Annotated in this window: 14 protein-coding genes; 9 read left to right on the top strand and 5 right to left on the bottom strand. The window is 55.2% G+C overall.

Annotation, left to right across the window (positions count from 1 at the left end; translation table 11 throughout):
* The first annotated feature begins 196 nt into the window (after positions 1–196).
* Complete coding sequence (gene ppc, locus CRO19_RS09760) at positions 197–2848, top strand: phosphoenolpyruvate carboxylase (RefSeq protein WP_097095658.1); 2652 nt, start codon at positions 197–199, stop codon at positions 2846–2848.
* 130 nt (positions 2849–2978) lie between these two features.
* Here ppc and metF read toward each other — a convergent pair whose 3' ends face one another.
* The 3 genes from metF to metB form a co-directional block, all read right to left on the bottom strand.
* Positions 2979–3875, bottom strand: coding sequence for a methylenetetrahydrofolate reductase (gene metF, locus CRO19_RS09755; RefSeq protein ID WP_097095657.1), 897 nt, complete (start codon positions 3873–3875; stop codon positions 2979–2981).
* Positions 3876–4093: 218 nt separating this feature from the next.
* Positions 4094–6526 carry a bifunctional aspartate kinase/homoserine dehydrogenase II gene (locus tag CRO19_RS09750; RefSeq protein ID WP_097095656.1) on the bottom strand — a complete coding sequence of 811 codons (2433 nt, stop codon included), beginning with the start codon at positions 6524–6526 and terminating at the stop codon, positions 4094–4096.
* A 2-nt stretch (positions 6527–6528) separates the two neighbouring features.
* Positions 6529–7689, bottom strand: coding sequence for a cystathionine gamma-synthase (metB, locus tag CRO19_RS09745; RefSeq protein ID WP_097095655.1), 1161 nt, complete (start codon positions 7687–7689; stop codon positions 6529–6531).
* Between the two features lie 274 nt (positions 7690–7963).
* On the opposite strand from metB, the gene metJ reads away from it, so the two are divergent.
* Complete coding sequence (gene metJ, locus CRO19_RS09740; RefSeq protein WP_007885403.1) at positions 7964–8281, top strand: met regulon transcriptional regulator MetJ; 318 nt, start codon at positions 7964–7966, stop codon at positions 8279–8281.
* A gap of 77 nt (positions 8282–8358) precedes the next feature.
* Here the strand turns inward: metJ and rpmE are convergent, their stop codons facing one another.
* Positions 8359–8574 (bottom strand): 50S ribosomal protein L31, encoded by a 216-nt coding sequence (gene rpmE, locus CRO19_RS09735; RefSeq protein WP_097095654.1) that lies wholly within the window; start codon positions 8572–8574, stop codon positions 8359–8361.
* Positions 8575–8799: 225 nt separating this feature from the next.
* On the opposite strand from rpmE, the gene priA reads away from it, so the two are divergent.
* The 6 genes from priA (at position 8800) to rraA (ending at position 15863) form a co-directional block, all read left to right on the top strand.
* Complete coding sequence (priA, locus tag CRO19_RS09730; RefSeq protein WP_097095653.1) at positions 8800–10998, top strand: primosomal protein N'; 2199 nt, start codon at positions 8800–8802, stop codon at positions 10996–10998.
* A 166-nt stretch (positions 10999–11164) separates the two neighbouring features.
* Positions 11165–12202: a DNA-binding transcriptional regulator CytR gene (gene cytR / locus CRO19_RS09725; RefSeq protein WP_097095652.1), complete on the top strand. Its 1038-nt coding sequence runs from the start codon at positions 11165–11167 to the stop codon at positions 12200–12202.
* Positions 12203–12353: 151 nt separating this feature from the next.
* Positions 12354–13238, top strand: coding sequence for a cell division protein FtsN (ftsN, locus tag CRO19_RS09720; RefSeq protein WP_097095651.1), 885 nt, complete (start codon positions 12354–12356; stop codon positions 13236–13238).
* 105 nt (positions 13239–13343) lie between these two features.
* On the top strand, positions 13344–13874 hold the full coding sequence (gene hslV / locus CRO19_RS09715) for an ATP-dependent protease subunit HslV (RefSeq protein ID WP_007885391.1): 531 nt from the start codon (positions 13344–13346) through the stop codon (positions 13872–13874).
* 11 nt (positions 13875–13885) lie between these two features.
* Positions 13886–15223: an ATP-dependent protease ATPase subunit HslU gene (gene hslU / locus CRO19_RS09710; protein WP_007885388.1), complete on the top strand. Its 1338-nt coding sequence runs from the start codon at positions 13886–13888 to the stop codon at positions 15221–15223.
* A gap of 154 nt (positions 15224–15377) precedes the next feature.
* Complete coding sequence (gene rraA / locus CRO19_RS09705) at positions 15378–15863, top strand: ribonuclease E activity regulator RraA (protein ID WP_097095650.1); 486 nt, start codon at positions 15378–15380, stop codon at positions 15861–15863.
* 50 nt (positions 15864–15913) lie between these two features.
* Here rraA and zapB read toward each other — a convergent pair whose 3' ends face one another.
* Positions 15914–16153, bottom strand: a complete 240-nt coding sequence (gene zapB, locus CRO19_RS09700) for a cell division protein ZapB (RefSeq protein WP_097095649.1) — start codon at positions 16151–16153, stop codon at positions 15914–15916.
* A 420-nt stretch (positions 16154–16573) separates the two neighbouring features.
* On the opposite strand from zapB, the gene CRO19_RS09695 reads away from it, so the two are divergent.
* Entirely contained in the window at positions 16574–17422 is an 849-nt protein-coding gene (locus CRO19_RS09695) for an MIP/aquaporin family protein (RefSeq protein ID WP_097095648.1), read from the top strand.
* Positions 17423–17444 lie beyond the last annotated feature (22 nt).

Genomic DNA, 17444 nt, shown 5'->3' with positions numbered 1-17444 from the left:
GGATTTGATAATAAGAATAACTTATCTCGCTTCGCTGCAAGCAAATTCTTTGAATTTCCGCTATTTAGCCGCACATTCATGCGGATTTAAGTCAATTGACGTACAAGAAGATACGTGGCTAGATAAAAGACGATGTTATGCCCGTGGATAATTCCCGTGGGGATATTTAAAAAGATGATGAGGGTGTCAGGGTCCAATGAACGAACAATATTCCGCAATGCGAAGTAATGTCAGTATGCTCGGCAAACTGCTCGGGGATACGATTAAGGATGCACTAGGAGAGAACATCCTCGACCAGGTGGAGACCATCCGTAAACTCTCTAAGTCATCCCGCGCGGGAAATGACACTCATCGTCAGGAACTGCTGAACACGCTGCAAAATCTGTCGAATGACGAGCTGCTGCCGGTTGCGCGTGCGTTTAGCCAGTTCCTTAATCTCACCAACGTCGCTGAGCAGTATCAAACCATTTCCCGCAGCGGCGATGGCGCGAATCATCCTGAGCTGCTGAAGAAGACCTTCGAGCGTCTGAAACAGCAAGGTGATATCAGCGAAGCCGCTATCCGCCAGTCGATTGAAGAGCTGTCGCTGGAGCTGGTGCTGACGGCACACCCCACCGAAATTACCCGCCGCACGCTGATCCATATGCTCGGCGAAGTGAACAGCTGTTTACAGCAACTCGATCACAGCGATATCTCTGACTACGAGCGTACGCAGGTGATGCGCCGTCTGCGTCAGCTGGTGGCACAAGCGTGGCATACCGATGAGATCCGCAAATATCGTCCAACGCCCATCGATGAAGCCAAATGGGGCTTTGCCGTGGTGGAAAACAGCCTGTGGCAAGGCGTGCCTGCCTTCCTGCGCGAGCTGAATGAACAGGTGGAAGAGACCTTTGGCATTAAGCTGCCGGTCGATTTCGTGCCGATCAAATTTACCTCGTGGATGGGCGGCGACCGTGACGGCAACCCAAACGTTACCGCACCGATTACCCGCCACGCGATGCAGCTGAGCCGCTGGAAAGCCGCGGACCTGTTCCTGCGTGATATCGGCGTGCTGGTTTCTGAGCTGTCGATGTCCGAATGCAGCGACGAAGTGCGCGAGCTGTGCGGCGATCCGGAAGCGCTGGAGCCATATCGTATGGTGCTGAAACGCCTGCGCAGCCAGCTGATGACGACACAAGCTTATTTGGAACGTCGTCTGAAAGGCGAGCGCCTGCCGCGTCCGACCGGTCTGCTGGTTTCTAACGATCAGCTGTGGGAACCGCTGTTCGCTATCTATCAGTCTTTACAACAGTGCGGCATGGGCATCATCGCCAATGGCCAGCTGCTGGATACGCTGCGCCGCGTGAAGTGCTTCGGCGTGCCGCTGGTGCGTATCGATATCCGTCAGGAGAGCACCCGACATACCCAGGCGATTGCTGAAGTGACGCGCTATCTCGGCCTCGGTGATTACGAAAGCTGGTCAGAAGCGGACAAACAGGCCTTCCTGATCCGTGAACTGAATTCTAAGCGTCCGCTGTTGCCGCATCAGTGGGAACCTGGCGATGAAACGCGTGAAGTGCTCGATACCTGCAAAGTGGTGGCCGAAGCGCCGCAGGGCTCAATTGCCTCTTACGTGATTTCGATGGCGAAAACGCCGTCAGACGTGTTGGCGGTACATCTGCTGCTGAAAGAAGCCGGTATTCCTTACGCCATGCCGGTGGCGCCGCTGTTCGAAACCCTTGATGACCTCAACAACGCCAATGACGTGATGACGCAGCTGCTGAGCATCGACTGGTATCGCGGCTTTATCAATGGCAAGCAGATGGTGATGATTGGCTATTCCGACTCGGCGAAAGATGCCGGCGTGATGGCCGCCAGCTGGGCGCAATATCAGGCGCAGGATGCGTTGATCAAAACCTGTGAGAGCGCCGGCATCACGCTGACGCTGTTCCACGGACGCGGCGGCTCAATTGGTCGTGGGGGCGCGCCAGCACACGCCGCGCTGTTATCACAACCGCCGGGCAGCCTAAAAGGCGGTCTGCGCGTGACCGAACAGGGCGAGATGATTCGCTTCAAATACGGTTTGCCTGAAGTCACTATCGCCAGCCTGTCGCTGTATACCGGCGCGATTCTGGAAGCTAACCTGCTGCCACCACCGGAACCAAAACGCGAATGGCAGGAGATCATGAACGGCCTTTCGGCGCACTCCTGTGCCATGTATCGCGGCTATGTGCGTGAGAATCCCGACTTCGTACCGTACTTCCGTTCGGCAACGCCGGAGCAAGAGCTGGGTAAATTGCCGCTGGGCTCACGTCCGGCAAAACGTCGCCCAACCGGCGGTGTGGAATCGCTGCGCGCCATTCCGTGGATCTTTGCCTGGACGCAAAACCGCCTGATGTTGCCGGCCTGGCTGGGTGCGGGCGCCGCGCTGCAGAAAGCGATGGATGAAGGTCATCAGGATGAGCTGGAAACCATGTGCCGCGACTGGCCGTTCTTCTCAACGCGTCTTGGCATGCTGGAGATGGTGTTCTCGAAAGCCGATCTGTGGCTGGCGGAATACTACGATCAGCGTCTGGTGGATAAGTCGCTGTGGCCGCTCGGCAAGCAGCTACGCGATCAGCTGGATGCGGATATTAAAGCGGTGCTAACCATCGCCAACGATGCGCACCTGATGGCTGACCAACCGTGGATTGCCGAATCCATCGCGCTGCGTAACGTGTATACCGATCCGCTGAACGTATTGCAGGCTGAACTGCTGCATCGTTCACGTGCGCAGGAAGAGCGCGGTGATGCGCCGGATGCGCGCGTTGAGCAAGCGCTAATGGTGACGATTGCCGGTGTTGCAGCGGGTATGCGTAATACCGGTTAACAAAGAGGCATGATGTGAAAAAGGAGCCAGCTGGCTCCTTTTTTTATGGGTTCTGCACCCTGGTGTCAGGAGCGCATGAATGCGCACCCTACAGAATCAGCACTGGCAAATTGTAGGGGCGCGCATCACCTTAGGCGCTAATCCCCGGGCGCACGCCCAGCGTGTGGCAAATGGCGTAACTCATCTCGGCGCGGTTCAGCGTATAGAAGTGGAAATCCTTCACCCCTTCGCGCGACAGGATTTTCACCATGTCCATGGCAACGTTAGCGCCGACCATTTTGCGCGTTTCCGGATCGTTATCGAGGCCTTCAAACATCGCGCTCATCCAGCCTGGCACGCGGACGTTGGTCATGGTGGCGAAGCGCTGCAGCTGCTTAAAGTTGGATACCGGCAGAATGCCCGGCACGATTTCAACGTCGATGCTGGCCGCGACGCAGCGATCGCGGAAACGCAGATAACTTTCAACGTCAAAGAAAAATTGGGTAATGGCGCGGTTCGCACCGGCATCAATTTTACGCTTTAAGTTGATGAGATCGGCCTGCGCGCTTTTCGCTTCCGGATGTACTTCCGGATAAGCCGCCACAGAAATATCAAAATCGCCAACGTCTTTCAGCAACGCTACCAGGTCCGAACCGTACATTTCTGGTTTGCCGCCGCCCGGTGGTAAATCACCGCGCAGTGCCACGATATGACGAATGCCGCTGTCCCAGTAATCACGGGCGATGCCACGCAGTTCATCACGCGTGGCGTCGATACAGGTCAGATGCGGTGCCGCTTCTAAACCGGTCCGATCTTTGATGCCTTTAATAATGCTGTGCGTGCGATCGCGCTCACCCGAGTTGGCGCCGTAGGTCACGGAGACGAATTTCGGTTTCAGGCTGCTCAGCCGATCGATTGAGCTCCACAGGGTTTCTTCCATTTCGCTGGTACGTGGCGGGAAAAACTCAAAAGAGACATTAATTTGCCCATTCAGCTCAGCCAGGCTCTGGTTCAACGCTTCACGTTGATTGGCGTGAAAGAAACTCATCCTAATTACCTCATCATCACACAGCGATTATTTTTCGGCCCGCGAACATCCATACGTTTAGACGTCCAGATGCACAAAATGAACCATTACCGCGTTAGCGTCAACTTAAAATTAATCAGCAGGCGTGACAAATCTTCAAACAACGTGAAAGCGTTTCATGATGGGAGGGATAAAGTGAAAAAGGCAGACGAGGGGAGCCGTCTGCCTATTGTGGAAGGTTACAGCAGCTGTGCGAGGCGATTGATGTCAGATTGCAGTGCACCCGCCGTCACATCACGACCTGCGCCAGGACCGCGAATCACCAGCGGATTATCACGATACCAGCGGCTTTCGATGGCAAACACGTTATCGCACGGCAGCAGCGCGGCCAGCGGATGCTCAGGGCGTACCGCTTCCACACCGACGCGCGCTTTGCCATTGGCATCGAAACGCGCTACGTAACGCAGCACCAGACCCAGTTCCTGCGCCGCTTCCAGACGCTGTAGCATCTGCTCATTGAGCTCATCGGCATTTTCGAAGAAGTGATCAATCGACTCACCGTCGCAAATCGACGGCACCAGCGATTCCACCCGCACCTGATCCGGCTCGATGTCGTAGCCCGCTTCGCGCGCCAGAATCACCAGCTTGCGCATCACATCCTGCCCAGACAGATCAACGCGTGGATCGGGTTCAGTCAGGCCTTGCTGCCAGGCCTGGTCGACCAGCTCGCTGAATGGAACCGTGCCGTCAAACTGCAGGAACAACCAGGAAAGTGTGCCAGAGAAAATGCCGCTGATCGCCAGAATGCTATCACCGCTTTCTCGCAAATCACGCACCGTGTGATTGACCGGCAAACCGGCGCCCACGGTCGCGTTATAGAGCCAGTGACGCCCGGTTTTGGCGAAGGCATCACGCACCTGACGCCAGCTCTGGCCGCTGGATGCACCGGCGACCTTATTGGCGCTGATCACGTGGAAACCGTGGCTGGCGAAATCATGATACTGCTGCGCCAGCTGCTCGCTCGCCGTGACGTCCAGCACCACCAAATCATCGAACGGGTGCGCGCGCATCCACAGGAACAGCGACTCTTCATCGCGCTCAACCGCTTCGTCATCGAAAAACGCCAGCGCGCGGCTGGCTTCCAGACCGTCGTAGCTCAGCAAACTGCGGCTGCTGTCCGCCACGCCCGCCAGCACATATTCAAATCCGGTACGCGCCGACAGCGTTTCCTGCTCGCGCGCAAACAGCTCCAGCCAGCGGGATCCAATATTGCCTTTGCCGAAAAGTATCAGGCCAATGCGCTTTTCCGCGCGGAACAGCGACTGATGCAAGCCCTGAATCAGGTGCTGCGTTGGCCCAACGCGCAGTACAGCAACAATGCTGATGTGATCTTCAGACTGCCAGACAAATTCCACCGGCTGATCTTTGATCTGCTGCCAGAAGCGATGGCTATGCAGCGGATTACGCGTTACGCCTGCTCCCACTAGCGCCACCAGCGCTAAGCCGTCGCGCAGCTGCAGATGACCCGGCAATGCGGCATCCTGCAGCAGATTAAAGGCGCTGTTCACCACTTCAGAGGTGTAACACAGCTGCAGCAGGCGGCGATCGGGATGAATCCCCATCGCCAGCGGCCGTAGCTGCGCGCGCTTCAGCAGCAGATCGATCTCTTTCTGCTGCGTTTTGAAATCGTGATTAGCCGGGATCTCAATCTCAACCAGACACACATCATCGTGGCTGGTGACGATGCGCGCACCGGTGCCAGATGCCAGCACGCGCTCGATGCGCGTCGAGCCCTGCTCCGGCTGATAGCTGCAGCGCAGCTGCAAATCGATATCGCTATTAGAAACCGGCTGCAAGGTGCGAGTGTGCAATACCGGCGCCGCCAGACGTGCCAGCTCGCTGGCTTCATCCAGACGCAGCAGCGGCAGCAGGCAGGCATCAGAGACTTTGCGTGGATCGGCGCTATACACGCCCGCCACATCGCTCCAGATGGTCACGCGACCCACACCCGCCAGCGCACCAATCTGCGTGGCCGAGTAGTCCGAGCCGTTACGGCCCAGCAAGACCGTTTCACCGGCATCGCTGCGGCTGATAAATCCGGTTACCACCAAACGCTTATGCGGATGCTGGGTCAACAGCTCCTGCAGCAGCGGCCAGGATTTTCCTTCATCCACCTGCGGCTGTGCGGCACGTTCGGCACGCAGGAAGTCACGCGCATCAAGCCAGGCCGCTTCAATTTCGCGCTGGCTTAATACTGCAGCCATTAAGCGCGCCGACCAGATTTCGCCGTGGCCGACCACTTCGGCATAAACCGCGTCGGTGATGGTGCCGTCGAGCAGTGCCGCCAACCGTTCCAGATCGCGTATAAAGGTAGAGGTCAGGGTTTCGGCATATTCAGCAGGCAGCAGCGCAGCAATAAGCTCGCTGTGAAAGCGGCGTAAAGCCTGTTGCACCTGATGGGCAGATAAGCGATCGCTCTGGCTTAATTTCAGCCAGCTAATCAACTGGTTGGTGGTGCTGCCTGCAGCAGAGACCACCATTAAGTCGCCTGGCTGGCTGTAATCCGCCATGATGCTGGCTACGCGTTGATAGCAACGTGCGTCGGCCAGGCTACTGCCACCAAATTTATGCAACTGCTTGATCGGCGTTCCCGCGCCTGCTGAAATCGTCATGGTTACCCCTCGGCTGCGATCCTGAATGCATTATCCAGATCGGCGATTAAATCTTCGTGATCTTCAATTCCCACTGAAATACGCAGCAGTGTTTCAGAAATTCCCGCTGCCGCGCGCGCTTCTGCAGACATGCCCGCATGCGTCATGGTCGCGGTATGCGAAATCAAACTCTCTACACCGCCCAGTGATTCAGCCAGCGTAAACAGCTGCAGTGCTTTCAGGAAGCGGCGCAGGCGCGCTTCATCAGCATCAATTTCGAAACTCAACATGGCGCCAAAGCCACGCTGCTGACGTACCGCAAACTCATGACCGGCGTTTTTCGGCAGAGACGGATGATACAGTTTTTTCACCAGCGGTTGTTGCTTCAGGTAATCAACAATTGCCAATGCGTTGCGTTGTGCGGCGGCGATACGCGGCGACAGCGTGCGTAAACCGCGTAGCAGCAGGTAGCTATCAAACGCGGCGCCAGTGACACCAATATTATTCGCCCACCAGGCAAGATCGGTCGCCATCGCCGGATCTTTAGAGATGACTGCGCCTGCAACCACATCGGAGTGGCCGTTCAGGTATTTGGTACAGGAGTGAACCACCAGATCGGCACCCAGCGCCAGCGGGTTTTGCAGCGCCGGGCTAAGGAAGGTGTTATCCACCACGCTAATCGCGCCGGCTTCGCGCGCGGCGGCACAAATGCTGGCGATATCAACCACGCGCAATAGCGGATTGCTTGGGCTCTCGACCAGCACCAGCTTTGGCTTCTCAGCTAATGCAGCAGCCAGCGCGGCTTTATCGCCCTGATCAACAAACTTCACGCGATAGGCACCGCGCTTGCTCAGGCTATCGAACAGACGATAGCTGCCGCCGTAGCAGTCATGAGGTGCGACCAGTAAATCGCCCGGCTTCAGGAACACGGTGGTCACCAGATGAATCGCTGACATGCCGGTATTGGTTAATACCGCACCTGCGCCCCCCTCCAGCTCCGCCAGCGCACGCTGAACCACATCGCGCGTCGGATTACCGCGGCGTGAATAGTCATGCGCGCGCGGCTCATTGAAGTCGAGGAAGTTATAAGTACTGGAGAGATGAATCGGTGGGACAACGCAGCCATATTGCTCGTCATCATTCAAACCGCTGCGTACTGCGATGGTTGCCTGTTTGCGCGTCATGGTGCCTACTGTTCCTGAAGAAAAAGAAGAGCAACAGAATAACATTCAGCGCATAGACGTCAATACATCTGGACATCTAAATGTCTTTGCGTATAGATTGAGCAAATCATCAATAACCGCTAAAATTGTCCGTCATCGCCTGGTGTTCAGCGCGCTTTCCTTTTCAAAAGCGATGCTCAAGCATAAAACCTGCGGTTTAAGGGGTCAGGTATCGAAAAATCGGGCATAATCAACGGATTTCCCCATATTCAACTTTTATTGATTAAGGTAACCCATGGCTGAATGGAACGGCGAATATATCAGCCCTTACGCTGAACATGGTAAGAAGAGCGAGCAGGTTAAGAAAATCACAGTTTCTATCCCGCTGAAAGTGCTGAAGATTTTAACGGATGAGCGTACACGCCGTCAGGTGAATAACCTGCGTCACGCTACCAACAGCGAACTGCTGTGTGAAGCCTTTTTGCATGCTTTCACCGGGCAGCCTCTGCCGAACGATGTCGATCTGCGCAAAGAACGCAGTGATGAAATTCCGGAAGAAGCAAAACAGATTATGCGTGAGATGGGCATCGATCCCGATAGTTGGGAATACTGACGCCAGAAATAAAAAAACCCAGCCGAAGCTGGGTTTTTTCTTGCTTCCGAATCGTGATGATTCGACGGCAAATAATCTTATTTCTTGCTTGCTGGCACGCTGAAACGCTTGTTGAAGCGATCTACACGGCCACCGGTGTCAGCAACACGCTGCTTACCAGTGTAGAACGGGTGGCATTTGCCGCACACGTCCAGGTTCAGACCAGAAGCCATGGTTGAACGGGTGTTGATCACGTTACCGCAAGAGCAAGTCATGGTTACTGCTTCGTACTTAGGGTGAATACCTTGTTTCATGGGAGAACCTCATAAAAGGCCGTGTCGCTCTCCGCGCCAGGCTCTCAGCCTGCACAGCACCACACGCGATTGAACATTAAGTGTATGCTCCGACGAGCAATCTCATCGAAGGCGGCATAGTATACAGAAATTAACCAGTTTTAGCAAATCACTACTCTAGATACCCGCTCAGTGTATCAGCGTGTACACTACTTCTCCTTAATTCAGAACCGGATAGAGATTCACATGCCCGTTGTTCAGGTTGCCCTGCCCGTTCCGCTACCTCGTCTGTTTGATTACTTGCTGCCTGCCGATGCGCCGCAGCCGGTGGCAGGCGCACGCGTGAATGTGCCGTTCGGCAATCGCAAAATGATCGGCATTGTGGTTGGTACGCGCGAAACCAGCGATCTCCCGTTAACGCAGCTCAAGCAGATTGAGAACGTACTCGACGATGAAAGTCTGTTCTCGCCCGCGCTGTGGCGCATCCTGCATTGGGCGGCTCATTATTATCACTCACCGCTCGGTGAAGTGCTGAGTCATGCGCTGCCGGTGCTGCTGCGCCAGGGCAAACCGGCGCAGGAAGCACCGCTGTGGCAATGGGTGATCAATGATGCTGGACGAGAAGTGGCGATGGAGAGCCTGAAGCGCGCGCCGAAACAGCAGCAGGCGCTGGCGATGCTGCGTCAGCAGCCGTTGTATCGTCATCAGGTCAGCGAACACGATTTTACCGATGCCGCCCTGCAAGCGTTGCGCGCGAAAGGCTTGTGCGATCTGCGTGAACACGCGCCGCAAATGCACGACTGGCGCAGCAGCTTCGCCGTAAAAGGCGAACGCCTGCGCCTGAATACCGATCAGGCGATGGCGGTGGGCGCGATGCGCAGCGAAGACGACCACTACGCACCCTGGCTACTGGCGGGAATTACCGGTTCGGGTAAAACCGAAGTTTATCTTAGCGTGCTGGAGAATGTGCTGGCACGCGGCAAACAGGCGCTGGTGCTGGTGCCGGAGATCGGCCTGACGCCACAAACAATCGCCCGCTTCCGCGAACGTTTTGATGCGCCGATTGATGTGTTGCACTCGGCGCTCAACGATAGTGAACGCCTTGCGGTTTGGCTGCGCGCGCGCAGCGGCGAAACCGCGATTGTTATCGGAACGCGTTCAGCACTGTTCACGCCGCTGGCGCGTCCGGGTGTGATCATTATTGATGAAGAGCACGATAGCTCGTACAAACAGCAGGAAGGCTGGCGCTATCAGGCGCGCGATCTGGCAGTATTTCGCGCCCATGAAGAAGACATCCCGATTGTGATGGGATCGGCCACGCCCGCGCTGGAAACCTTGCACAACGTACGCGTTGGCAAATATCGCCAGCTCAATCTCACCAAACGCGCGGGCAATGCCAAACCGGCGTTACAGCAGTTGATTGATCTGAAAGGTCAGCAGCTGAAAGGAGGATTGGCACCCGCGCTGCTCGGCAAAATGCGCCAGCATCTGCAGGCCGATAATCAGGTGCTGCTGTTTCTCAACCGCCGCGGTTTCTCACCGGCGCTGATGTGTCATGATTGCGGCTGGCTGGCAGAGTGCCAGCGCTGCGACAGCTACTACACGCTGCATCAGAATCATCGCCAGTTGCGCTGCCATCATTGCGATAGCCAGCGCCCGCTACCTAATCAGTGTCCGGGCTGCGGCTCAACGCATTTGATGCCGGTCGGCGTAGGTACCGAACAGCTGGAACAGCAGCTCGGTACGTTATTCCCTGGCGTACCGGTGTCGCGCATCGATCGCGATACCACCAGCCGCAAAGGTGCGCTGGAGCAGCATCTGGCCGATGTGCATCGCGGCGGTGCGCGCATTCTGGTCGGCACACAAATGCTGGCGAAAGGTCACCATTTCCCGGATGTCACGCTGGTATCACTGCTGGATGTTGATGGCGCGCTGTTTTCCGCCGATTTCCGCGCCGCCGAGCGTTTCGCTCAGCTCTATACCCAGGTTGCTGGCCGCGCTGGTCGCGCCGGGAAACAGGGCGAAGTGTTGCTGCAAACCCACCATCCAGAACATCCACTGCTGCAAACCCTGTTGCATCGCGGCTATTTTGCCTTTGCCGATCAAACGCTGCTAGAGCGTCAATCAGTTCAGCTGCCGCCGTGGACCAGCCACGCCCTGTTCCGCGCCGAAGATATGGATAACCAGCAGGCAGCGGAATTTCTTACGCAACTGCGCAATTTACTGGAAGCCAGTCCAATGAAAGATGAGGCGATGTGGCTGATGGGGCCAGTTCCTGCACTGGCGCCTAAACGCAGCGGGCGCTGGCGCTGGCAGTTACTGGTACAACATCCGTCACGTAAACGTTTGCAACAGTTGCTGAGCGGATCGCTGCCATTGATCGCTACTTTGCCCGCCGCGCGCAAAGTGAAATGGACGTTAGATATCGATCCCACCGAGAGTTAAGCCACGCTACAACTGCGAGCCAGATCGAAAAAAGTCGCACAAGTCACAATTTTTATGCAAATTAAGTAACAACCCGGCGCGACCTTGGGTTAACAATAGTGCCGACCCGGTTGAAGCCCGGCATTCTCTGTAAATCAATGCGCTGTACCGCGTCAGGAGTTATACGTTGGACCAGAAGCAATCCTCAACCGCCGCCACCATGAAAGATGTGGCTGAGAAAGCCGGTGTTTCTACCGCCACGGTTTCACGTGCGTTGATGAATCCAGAAAAAGTCTCTGCCGCTACCCGGCTCAAAGTCGAAAAAGCGGTGCTTGCCGTGGGCTACGCGCCGCACGGTTTGGCGCGCAACGCCAAACGCGGTGAAACGCAAACTATTCTGGTGATTGTGCCGGACATCTGCGATCCCTTTTTCAGTGAGATTATCCGCGGCGTAGAAGTGACCGCCGCGCAGGAAGGTTATCTGGTCCTGATTGGAGATTGTGCCCATCAAAATCAGCAGGAAAAAACCTTCCTGAATTTAATGCTGACGCGGCAAATTGACGGCATGGTGCTGCTGGGTTCACAGCTGCCGTTTGATGCAGGCATTGAAGATCAGCGCAATCTGCCGCCGATGGTGATGGGAAATGAATTTGCCCCAGAAATGGCGCTGCCAACGGTGCACATTGATAACCTGACGGCGGCATTTGAAGCCGTTAATCATCTCTTGCAGCTTGGTCATCGTCAAATCGCCTGCATCACCGGACCAGAACACGTTCCGCTCAGCCAGTATCGTTTGCAGGGCTACATTCAGGCGCTGCGCCGCAGCAGCATCGCCATCGATCCCACCATGATTGTGCACGGTGATTTCACCTTTGAAGCAGGCGCCAGCGCGCTGAAGCAGTTAATGAGCTTGCCGCAGCCGCCAAAAGCCATCTTCTGCCATAGCGATTTGATGGCGCTGGGTGCCATGAACCAGGCGCGCAAACTTGGCATGCGCATTCCACAAGATTTGTCTGTTGTGGGTTTCGATGATATCGAGCTCGCACAATATTACGATCCACCCTTGACCACCGTCGCGCAGCCGCGCTTTGCTATTGGCCGCGAAGCGATGCTGCTATTACTCGATGAGCTGCAAGGGAAACGCGTGAATAATGGATCACGTCTGCTGGATGCGGAGCTGCGCGTACGCGGTAGTACCGCACCGGCGGCAAAACGCGAAAAATAGCGTAACGACCCCAGAATTTTCAGCCGATTCTGAAGGCAGACTGTGCTGGTCAAAGTTCCAGCCCTTGCGTAACATGGCGCATTCGTTGCCGGGCGATTAATCGCAATTTTTCACGCCCATTGGCATTTTTTTGAAGGGTATCAGAACGAAAGTGGCACAGAAAGATTATGTAGGCCGCGGGCGTTCAACAGGGACGCGTCGCAAAAAACCCGCCAGCCGCAGCAAGAAAAGCAAAGGCGGCTCCGGCACTTCAAAAATCATGATGATACTGGCTGTGGCCGTGCTGGTCACCTTTGCCGGTGGTTTATGGTTCATCTCGCACCATAAGAAAGAAGAGATTGAGGTTATTCCGAATCATAAAGCCAATGGTAACGGCCTGCCGCCGAAGCCGGAAGAGCGCTGGAAGTACATCAAAGAGCTGGAAAATCGTCAGATTACCGTTCCATCACCGACTGAGCCTTCGGCGGGTGGCGTACAATCACAAACTCAGCTAACCGATGAACAGCGCCAGCTACTGGATCAAATGCAGGCCGATATGCGCCAGCAGCCTACGCAGCTGAATGAAGTACCGTGGAATGAACAAACCCCGGCGCAGCGCCAGCAAACGCTGCAGCGTCAACAGGTACAGCAACAGCAGCAGCAGGTGCAACAACGCCAGCAGCAACAGTTACAACAGCAGCAGCGCCAACAGCAGTTGCAGCAGCAACAGGCCGCGCGTCAGCAGCAGCAACCTGCGCCGATCACGCGCGAGCCAACGCAGCAGAGCAAGCCGCAGGAAACCGCCAGGGCGAAACCTGAAGAGAAAACCTCTTCGCAACGCTGGATGGTGCAGTGTGGTTCATTTAAAGGCACCGATCAGGCGGAATCCGTGCGCGCCGGTCTGGCATTTGAAGGATTTGAGAGCCGTATTACGACCGGCGGTGGCTGGAATCGCGTGGTGATCGGACCGTTTAAAGATCGCAGCAGCGCGGACAGCACGGTCAAACGCTTACACAGCTCCGGCCACGGAAGTTGTATTCCCCTCGCTTTACCTTAAATTCTTTAGGGGTTGAAACTCCCCAATCCTGCCCCATATCTGGTTGCATGATACTCCGCGCCGAGTGCGCGGAGTTCCTTTTCTACTGTAACAAGGGGTCTGCCCGTGACAACAATAGTAAGTGTACGACGCAACGGCCAGGTAGTGATTGGCGGTGATGGCCAGGCTACGCTCGGCAATACCGTAATGAAAGGCAATGTTAAAAAAGTCCGTCGTCTTTACAACGATAAAGTGATCGCTGGTTTTGCTGGCGGTACCGCAGATGCCTTCACCCTGTTTGAACTGTTTGAGCGCAAGCTGGAGATGCACCAGGGTCATTTGGTGAAAGCGGCGGTCGAACTGGCGAAAGATTGGCGTACCGATCGCATGCTGCGCCGCCTTGAAGCGCTGCTGGCGGTCGCTGACGAAAACGCCTCACTGATCATCAGCGGCAACGGCGACGTTATCCAGCCGGAAAATGACCTGATTGCGATTGGTTCTGGCGGCCCTTACGCTCAGGCAGCAGCACGCGCACTGCTGGAGAACACGGACATTGGTGCACAAGATATTGTGGAAAAGGCGCTGAACATCGCCGGCGATATCTGTATCTACACCAACCACAACATCAACATCGAAGCATTGCCGTCTAAGGCGTAAGGATCAAAATCATGTCCGAGATGACTCCACGCGAGATTGTCAGCGAGCTTAACCGCTTTATTATCGGCCAGGACGGCGCAAAAAAGGCGGTCGCCATCGCCCTACGTAACCGCTGGCGCCGCATGCAGCTCGACGAAGAGCTGCGCCACGAAGTCACGCCGAAAAATATTCTGATGATTGGTCCTACTGGTGTGGGTAAAACCGAGATAGCGCGTCGCCTGGCCAAACTGGCTAACGCACCGTTTATTAAAGTAGAAGCGACCAAATTCACTGAAGTCGGTTATGTCGGTAAAGAAGTCGACTCTATTATTCGCGATCTGACCGACTCTGCCATCAAGATGGTGCGCAGCCAGGCGATTGAGAAGAACAAATACCGCGCCGAAGAGATGGCGGAAGAGCGCATCCTTGATGTGCTGATCCCACCGGCGAAAAATAACTGGGGCCAGGCTGAGCAAGCGGCTGAACCCTCGGCAGCGCGTCAGTCTTTCCGCAAGAAACTGCGCGAAGGCCAGCTGGACGACAAAGAGATTGAGATCGATCTGGCCGCTTCCTCAGCCGGCGTTGAAATCATGGCGCCTCCTGGCATGGAAGAGATGACCAGCCAGCTGCAATCGATGTTCCAGAATCTCGGTGGCCAGAAGCAGAAGCCGCGTAAGCTGAAAATCAAAGAAGCGATGAAGCTGTTGATTGAAGAAGAAGCGGCCAAGCTGGTGAATCCGGAAGAGCTGAAGCAGGATGCCATTGATGCGGTTGAGCAGCACGGCATCGTGTTCATCGACGAAATCGATAAAATCTGTAAGCGCGGCGGTCAGAATGCCGGCGGTCCAGACGTTTCACGTGAAGGTGTGCAGCGCGATCTGCTGCCGCTGGTTGAAGGCTGCACCGTATCCACCAAGCACGGCATGGTGAAAACCGACCACATTCTGTTTATCGCATCCGGCGCGTTCCAGGTTGCCAGCCCTTCCGATCTGATTCCAGAACTGCAGGGCCGTCTGCCGATCCGCGTTGAGCTGCAGGCGCTGACCGTCAACGACTTCGAACGTATCCTGACCGAACCGAACGCCTCGGTGACCGTACAGTACAAAGCGCTGATGGGTACTGAAGGGGTTAACATCGACTTTACCGATGATGCGGTGCGTCGTATTGCCGAAGCAGCGTGGCAGGTGAACGAAACCACTGAGAACATTGGTGCGCGTCGTCTGCATACCGTGCTGGAGCGTTTGATGGAAGATATCTCCTATGACGCCAGCGATCGTAACGGCGAGTCGATTACCATCGATGCCGAGTACGTTGGTAAGCATCTGGATGAGCTGGTAGCCGACGAAGATCTCAGCCGCTTCATTCTGTAAGCGTCGTCCTCGCTATTCCCGCCCGGCCACTGCGCCGGGCTTTTTATTACGCAGGATATTGATGCAGCGCTTTTTTTGGCGGTTGATGATTTTGCCAACAATCGCCAGATAGCGATATACTTAGCGCTCCTGTGGCAAACAGACGAAAACCCTCATGAAATACGATACATCTGAACTCTGTGACATCTACCACGAAGCTGTGAACGTTGTTGAACCGCTTTTTTCGAACTTTGGTGGGCGCAGCTCATTCGGTGGTCAAATCACCACAGTGAAATGTTTCGAAGACAACGGCTTACTCTACGATTTGCTGGAAGAGAATGGTCGGGGTCGCGTATTGCTGGTGGATGGCGGCGGCTCGGTACGTCGCGCACTAGTCGATGCTCAGCTGGCGACTCTGGCAGCGCAAAATGAGTGGGAAGGCATTGTGATTTACGGTTCGGTGCGTCAGGTTGATGACCTGGAAGAGCTGGAAATCGGCATTCAGGCGATTGCGGCAATTCCGGTGGGAGCAGCGGGTGAAGGCATTGGCGAGAGTGACGTACGCGTTAACTTTGGCGGCGTAACCTTCTTCTCTGGCGATCATCTGTATGCCGACAATACCGGCATTATCCTGTCTGAAGACGCACTCGACATCGAGTAAGCCGCAACAAAAACGGGTGCCGCGGCACCCGTTGGTTTAAGCGATAACGCTTAAACTTCTTCCATTTTTCCCAGCAGTGCCCGCAGACGATCCTGCCAGACGTGCTGCTCTTCTTTCAGATGCTGATTTTCACGTACCAGCGCATCCTGGTTGCCTGAAGCCTGGCTGACTTCGTTTTTCAGGTTATTGTTTTGCTCTTTCAGCTCTTCAATTTCCATCTGCAGCAGAGTGATGGTATCAATCGCCTGCTGTACTTTCGCTTCCAGTTTCTCGAATACTTCAAATGACATCTTTCTGACCTCTCCTAAATCTTGCAAGGCGTTGATGGGGCTGGTGCATGCCTTATTATGGTGCGCTCAGCCACGATGACTCGATTGTATGTAGCCAAACCCAGCAAGTCCAGCGGCACAAGGCCTGCGAGGGCAGTCTGTAACACTTTTCAGTCAATGCCTAAAAAAATGCGCATCTTCGCGCATTTGTGTGGGCGATCACCTAAAGATCTTCCCGCCAGATAGGGTGAATGGGCCTTAAAGAAACGAAAAAGACGCGAAAACGCGCATTTTTATGACGCAGTACACAATTTTCAATTTCGCTATTTCTCGTTTATGCTCGTTAACGATAAATTCACATCAACCCTACATTAAAAGCTGGGCGACTCATGGATGAGAACAAAAACTGATAAAATTTAACCTCGCTTCAGGAATGCCATTATGAGTCAAACAACTAACACACTAACAGGTCAGTGCATCGCCGAATTTATTGGCACCGGTTTGATCATCTTTTTTGGTGCAGGCTGCGTTGCCGCACTGAAATTGGCCGGTGCTGCGTTCGGTCAGTGGGAAATTTGTATTATCTGGGGCTTAGCAGTATCCATGGCGGTCTATCTGAGCGCCGGTGTCTCAGGCGGGCATCTTAACCCAGCCGTCACCATCGCGCTGTGCCTGTTCGCAAACTTTGAAGGTCGTAAAGTTGTCCCGTACATCCTGGCGCAGGTTGCCGGCGCCTTCTGCGCTGCCGCGTTGGTTTACGGTCTTTACTACAATTTGTTCGTGGATTTTGAAACCAGCCACCAGATGGTACGCGGTAGCGTCGAAAGCCTCGATTTGGCCGGTATCTTCTCTACCTATCCGAACCCGCACATCAGTGTTGGTCAGGCGTTCCTGGTGGAGATGGTGATTACTGCAGTACTGATGGGCGTGATTATGGCGCTCACCGATGACGGCAACGGTGTTCCACGTGGTCCGCTGGCCCCACTGTTGATTGGTCTGCTGGTGGCCATTATCGGTGGTGCCATGGGTCCACTGACCGGCTTCGCACTGAATCCAGCGCGTGACTTCGGTCCGAAACTGTTCGCCTTCTTCGCCGGCTGGGGCAACGTCGCATTCACCGGTGGCAAAGATATTCCTTACTTCCTGGTTCCGATTTTTGGCCCGCTGATCGGTGCCTGCCTCGGAGCCTTCGGTTATCGCTCACTGATTGGTCGTCACCTGCCAGTTAACGTTGCGGAAGCCAGCACAGCAGAAAAACCGGTTGCACGCGCTCAGCAGCGTAAAGCCTAAGTTTCATTGATACATCATCAGG

Source organism: Candidatus Pantoea floridensis (genome assembly GCF_900215435.1).
Classification (GTDB): Bacteria; Pseudomonadota; Gammaproteobacteria; order Enterobacterales; family Enterobacteriaceae; genus Pantoea; species Pantoea floridensis.
This window is presented reverse-complemented; position numbering and strand designations above follow the sequence as displayed.

Excerpts from the sequence above, each read along its gene's own strand:
- rraA (WP_097095650.1), top strand. The coding sequence starts at position 15,378 with ATGAAATACGATACATCTGAACTCTGTGACATCTACCACGAAGCTGTG.
- metB (WP_097095655.1), bottom strand. The coding sequence starts at position 7,689 with ATGACGCGCAAACAGGCAACCATCGCAGTACGCAGCGGTTTGAATGAT.
- zapB (WP_097095649.1), bottom strand. The coding sequence starts at position 16,153 with ATGTCATTTGAAGTATTCGAGAAACTGGAAGCGAAAGTACAGCAGGCG.
- ppc (WP_097095658.1), top strand. The coding sequence starts at position 197 with ATGAACGAACAATATTCCGCAATGCGAAGTAATGTCAGTATGCTCGGC.
- CRO19_RS09695 (WP_097095648.1), top strand. The coding sequence starts at position 16,574 with ATGAGTCAAACAACTAACACACTAACAGGTCAGTGCATCGCCGAATTT.
- metJ (WP_007885403.1), top strand. The coding sequence starts at position 7,964 with ATGGCTGAATGGAACGGCGAATATATCAGCCCTTACGCTGAACATGGT.
- hslU (WP_007885388.1), top strand. The coding sequence starts at position 13,886 with ATGTCCGAGATGACTCCACGCGAGATTGTCAGCGAGCTTAACCGCTTT.
- CRO19_RS09750 (WP_097095656.1), bottom strand. The coding sequence starts at position 6,526 with ATGACGATTTCAGCAGGCGCGGGAACGCCGATCAAGCAGTTGCATAAA.
- rpmE (WP_097095654.1), bottom strand. The coding sequence starts at position 8,574 with ATGAAACAAGGTATTCACCCTAAGTACGAAGCAGTAACCATGACTTGC.
- metF (WP_097095657.1), bottom strand. The coding sequence starts at position 3,875 with ATGAGTTTCTTTCACGCCAATCAACGTGAAGCGTTGAACCAGAGCCTG.
- priA (WP_097095653.1), top strand. The coding sequence starts at position 8,800 with ATGCCCGTTGTTCAGGTTGCCCTGCCCGTTCCGCTACCTCGTCTGTTT.